Consider the following 5,524-nt stretch of genomic DNA (forward strand, 5'->3'; position numbering starts at 1 on the left):
AGGAACTTGGATTTTTTCTTTGTCGAAATTGCCTTAACGCATAAATTACGATGAAAGGCTGTTATTTCTTTTGATTAGCCCATTCTTCAACGTTCCACTCTTTTGTGATCCAGTCTTTGTAGAAGTCAGGTTCATGGGAAACAAGAACGACTGTACCTTTATAAGCTTTCAGTGCTTTCTTTAGCTCTTCTTTAGCGGCTACATCTAGATGGTTTGTCGGCTCATCGAATAAAATCCAGTTGCTTTCTTCCATCAATAATTTACATAGACGTACCTTTGCTTGCTCTCCACCACTTAGTTGATTCATTGGGCGAGAAATGTGTTCATTCTTCAATCCGCAACGAGCTAGCGCTGCACGGACTTGATGTTGGTCCATGCTAGGGAAAGCATTCCAGATTTCATCGATAGGTGTTGCATTGGCTGCTTTAACTTCTTGCTCGAAATAAGCAGGGTGTAAGAAATCACCGCGTGAAATTTTTCCGCTTAATGGTGGAATAACACCTAGAATTGTTTTAAGAAGTGTTGATTTACCTACACCGTTACAACCAACGATAGCAATTTTATCTCCACGCTCGATTGTCATACTCATTTTCGGAAGTAGAGGGAAGTCATAACCGATTTCGAAGTCTTCACCTTCAAATACCCAACGGCTACTTCCACGTGCTTCCTTGAAGTCGAATTCAGGCTTGATTGCGGTTTCTGGACGATCAATACGTTCCATACGATCAAGTTGTTTCTGACGGCTCTTCGCACGTCCAGTTGTAGAGTAACGCGCTTTATTCTTCGCGATGAAATCTTCCTGTTTCTTAATGAATTCTTTCTGCTTCTCATACGCATTGATATGCTGGTTCTTATGAAGATCAGCTAACTCTAAAAATTTCTCATATGTTGCTGTATAGCGTGTGAGTTTTGCGAACTCTAGGTTGAAAATGATATCCGTTGATTCATTCATGAACTCAGTATCATGTGAGATCAGGATGAAAGCACTTGGATACTCTTTCAAGTATTTTGATAACCATGAGATATGTTCTTCATCTAAATAGTTGGTAGGCTCATCTAAAAGTAATACTTGGGGCTTTTCTAGTAAAAGCTTTGCCAGCAATACTTTTGTACGTTGACCACCACTGAGTGCTGCTACGTCGCGATCTAAACCGATTGCATCTAACCCTAAACCGCGAGCCGCATCTTCGATTTGTAAATCTAATGAATAGAAGCCGCCTGCATCCAGTTGGTCTTGAAGTTCAGCCATTCTTTCAAGCAGTACCTCTAATTCTTCAGGAGTCGCTTCTCCCATTTTTCCTGTTACTTCATTTAGTTCAGCTTCGACATCAAAAAGACTTTGGTAGGCTTCTTGTAATACATTTCGAATGGTTTTGCCAGGTATAAGATTTGTATGCTGATCAAGGTATCCATATTCTACACCTGGTGTCCATTGCACTTTACCGCTATCGTACATCGTTTGACCTGTGATGATGTTCATTAGTGTTGATTTACCAACACCATTGGCACCAACAAGCCCAACGTGCTCATTATTTAATTGAAAAGAAACTTCCTTAAATAACATTCGATCGCCAAAACTATGAGTAAGTTTTTCTACGTTTAACAAGCTCATTTTCTAATTTCAACTCCTGAATTATTCGTTACACATATTCTCCTCATTGTATTCGAGAATAAGAATCGATGTAAAGTATTTAGTGAAACTTCCATTTAATGATTTGTTTGCCATAGAAAAAGAGGCTGTCCGAAAAGTGATTTTCAATCACTTTTCGAACGCCCTTTTACGCTTTGTTAGTCCTCCGAAGTAGGTTACGTGAAATATAAAAACTCGGCTGTTTTGTTAGAATATCTATATTTGGCGCTTTCGGTCTAGGAAACCCATGTATCTTCTTAAAAATCTAAAAAATTACTTTCCCATCAATCAAACAATGGTAGTAAATTGGACTTTTTGGACAACCCCTTGAGAGAGGGATCAAACAGAGAGATTAGCTAGCAAAACCCTTTTGCAGCAAGACATCTTCCAATGAAGTTATGGCTGCTGAGGCATCCTGTCCATCTGCAAGGATACGAATACTAGCTCCATTTGGGATGGCGAGTGCCATAATTCCCATAATGGATTTTAAATTAGCTTCTTTCCCATTGTAGGAAATCTTTAAATCTGCATCATAGTTGTTTGCTGTTTGTACTAATAGTGTGGCTGGTCGAGCATGAATACCGACTTCGCTTATAACTGTAAAAGTTTTTTCAATCATTAAGATTCAATCTCCTTTGCTAAGTAGTAATGCTTAATTTAAGTGCAAGTGTTATGCCAAAACACTAATAAATAGATAGGTATTGATTACGTGTGGATGTGAAAAAACACTAGCTTGTTGTGTTTTTATTCATGAAACACTAATCGGATCAAGTGAAACTTTAATTGGTGGTGGGGAGGGGGGCGTCCATCTCCCACCGTTTATTAGTTGAACCAATCGGGTTCTTACTGGCGCTTAATCTCCCCCTTATACGTCTTCGCTTTTTCTTTCGTTTTGAAATGGGAGTCTTAGCGCCAGTTTGAACGGGATAAACATTGGATGCTTCCTTCTATAAATAAACAATTTGTGAGATACTGATAGAAGTTAGGTAATAGAGAAGGGAATGTACGGATTGAAGAAAACTGTTGTATTGGCGGAGAAGCCGTCAGTAGGTAGAGATATCGCAAAAGTATTAGGCTGCAACACAAAAGGAAACGGATTCTTTGAAGGAAAACAATATATTGTAACATGGGGTCTTGGTCACCTTGTGACGCTTGCCGACCCTGAAATGTATGATGAGAAATATAAAGCATGGAAGATGGAAGATCTTCCTATGCTTCCTAAATATACGAAGTTAGTAGTTATTAAGAAAACAAATAAGCAATATCAAGCGGTTAAAACACAATTGCTTCGTAAAGATGTAGATAGCATCGTTATTGCAACGGATGCGGGCCGTGAAGGTGAGTTAGTAGCACGCTGGATTATTGAAAAAGCTGGCGTGAAGAAGCCCATAAAACGTCTTTGGATTTCATCTGTAACAGACCAAGCTATTAAGCAAGGCTTTCGTCATTTGAAAGATGGTAAGGAATATGAGAATTTATATGCATCTGCCCAAGCTCGTGCAGAAGCGGATTGGTTAGTTGGGATGAACGCTACTCGTGCTTTAACGACGAAGCACAATGCTCAATTATCATGTGGACGTGTGCAAACACCTACACTTGCTATAATTGCTAAACGCGGGCAGGAAATCAAAGAGTTTAAGCCAAAGAAGTTCTATGGATTGAAGGCGAAAACAGAGAACGGATTAAATTTAGTTTGGAAAGATGCCAAAACGAATGATACGCGTACCTTTAATGAAGAGAAGGTACATGAGCTTCATAAACGTATCGGCAATCAATTAGCAAATATCGAATCGATCCAAAAGACAAAAAAGAAAACATACGCACCAAGTTTATACGACTTAACGGAACTACAGCGTGATTGTAACCGTATTTTTGGGTATTCAGCGAAAGAAACATTATCGATTACGCAACGTTTATATGAACAATACAAAGTTGTAACATATCCTCGTACAGATTCGAAGTATTTAACAACAGATATGGTCAATACACTGAAGGAACGTTTAGAAGCGGTTTCGATTAAACCGTATACACAATGGGCTACAAAAATATTGCGCCAATCAATCAAACCAAATAAATCGTTTGTGGATAATAGCAAAGTAACCGATCACCATGCGATTGTACCGACAGAACAATCAGCGTTCTTACCGAAAATGTCGGATAAGGAAGTAAAGGTGTATGACTTAATTGTTAAACGCTTCTTAGCGGTTCTAATGCCACCATTTGAGTATGAGCAAACAAGCATTTTCGCGAAAATTGGTTCAGAAACTTTTACAGCTAAAGGACAAACTGTTGTGCATAAAGGATGGAAGGAAATCTATGATCGTGATGAGTCCGATGAAACGTACGTACCAGTTGTAAAAGAAGGCGATAAGCTAGGAGTGACTTCCTTAGCTGTGACGAATGGTGAAACAGCTCCTCCTGAGCCATTTAACGAAGGAACACTTCTAACAGCAATGGAAAACCCTGCGAAATTTATGGGTGGAGAAAGTAAGGATTTAGTGAAAACATTGGGTGAAACAGGCGGTCTAGGAACGGTTGCAACACGTGCAGATATTATCGAAAAGCTCTTTAATTCGTTCTTAATTGAGAAGCGTGGTAAAGGGATTCATGTGACAACAAAGGGTAAACAATTACTAGAATTAGTACCTGATGAATTGAAATCACCTGCATTAACAGCTCAGTGGGAACAGAAGCTAACGGCGATTGCAAAAGGAAAATTAGGCAAAAGTACGTTTGTGAATGATATGAAAGACTATGCGAAGAAGTCTGTTCATACGATTAAGAACAGCAAGGAAAAATTCAAACATGATAATATAACAGGTAAGCATTGTCCTGATTGTGGCAAGCTAATGCTAGAAGTGAACGGCAAGAAGGGTAAAATGCATGTTTGTCAGGATCGTGAATGTGGACATCGTAAACGTATTAGTACAACCACAAATGCGCGTTGTCCAGTTTGTCATAAGAAATTAGAATTGCGCGGTGAAGGTGAAGGACAAATCTTCGTATGTAAATGCGGTCACCGTGAGAAGCTAAGTGCTTTCCAAAATCGTAAAAAGAATAGTAATACAAAAGCAGCTAATAAGCGTGATGTATCACAATATATGAAAAAACAAAATAAACAAGAAGAACCAATAAATACGGCATTTGCCGATGCACTATCTAAACTAAAGTTCGATTAAGTGGGAGATGTATGTCATGGCAAAAGGTAAAACAAATGCAATGCGTATTCTTGATGCGGCGAAAATACAATATCATATGATGTCCTATGAAGTGAAGGACGGTAAAATTGATGGAGTTTCGGTAGCGAACAAAGTTGGCAAAAATCTAGAGCAAGTTTATAAAACACTCGTTGCTCATGGTACTAGCAAAGCAATTTATGTTTTTGTAATTCCTGTAGCAGAAGAATTGAATTTGAAAAAATCCGCTGCTGCGGCTGGTGAGAAGAAGATTGAAATGGTAGCAGTTAAGGATATTCAAAAACTAACAGGTTATGTTAGAGGTGGATGTTCACCAGTCGGTATGAGCAAGAAATATCCAACTTTCATTCAAAGCGAAGCAGAAGTATTGGAAACTATTGTTGTCAGCGGTGGGAAAATTGGAACGCAAATTGAGATCCAACCAGCGTTACTAGCAGATGTTACAGCAGCTAAATTTGCTGATCTTATTAAGTAGTATTGGAATCCGTGGGTAAATGCCTGCGGATTTTTTTGTCAGCTCTTCGTGTTTCCTTTATCTCAGTCGAAAATGCTCCTGTTCATACGGAGCTAAACGGGCACTTCCGCTTTTCTTTATTGTCTAGCTCCAGCGCCCAGCTCCTAGTGAACTTCACCAATCTCCCTACGATAAGTCAACTATGAAATGCTGAAACGGCCCGTTCAGCCCCGACAAGCATAA

At 39.1% G+C, this 5,524-nt stretch carries 4 protein-coding genes; 2 read left to right on the forward strand and 2 right to left on the reverse strand.

Translation table 11 applies throughout. The features are described from left to right. Window positions 1-61: 61 nt before the first annotated feature. Window positions 62-1,612: an ABC-F family ATP-binding cassette domain-containing protein gene (locus V7014_RS12070; protein WP_335507415.1), complete on the reverse strand. Its 1,551-nt coding sequence runs from the start codon at window positions 1,610-1,612 to the stop codon at window positions 62-64. A gap of 370 nt (window positions 1,613-1,982) precedes the next feature. Further along, window positions 1,983-2,249, reverse strand: coding sequence for a phosphocarrier protein HPr (locus V7014_RS12075; protein ID WP_335507417.1), 267 nt, complete (start codon window positions 2,247-2,249; stop codon window positions 1,983-1,985). 382 nt (window positions 2,250-2,631) lie between these two features. On the opposite strand from V7014_RS12075, the gene V7014_RS12080 reads away from it, so the two are divergent. Both V7014_RS12080 and ybaK read left to right on the forward strand, forming a co-directional pair. Further along, the gene (locus tag V7014_RS12080) at window positions 2,632-4,809 is read left to right on the forward strand and encodes a DNA topoisomerase III (RefSeq protein WP_335507419.1); all 2,178 of its coding nucleotides are present in this window, start codon (window positions 2,632-2,634) and stop codon (window positions 4,807-4,809) included. A gap of 16 nt (window positions 4,810-4,825) precedes the next feature. Next, window positions 4,826-5,302, forward strand: coding sequence for a Cys-tRNA(Pro) deacylase (gene ybaK / locus V7014_RS12085; RefSeq protein WP_335507421.1), 477 nt, complete (start codon window positions 4,826-4,828; stop codon window positions 5,300-5,302). Window positions 5,303-5,524: the final 222 nt, after the last annotated feature.

The sequence above is a fragment of the Bacillus sp. JJ722 genome, from assembly GCF_036963345.1.
GTDB lineage: Bacteria > Bacillota > Bacilli > Bacillales > DSM-1321 > Bacillus_AD.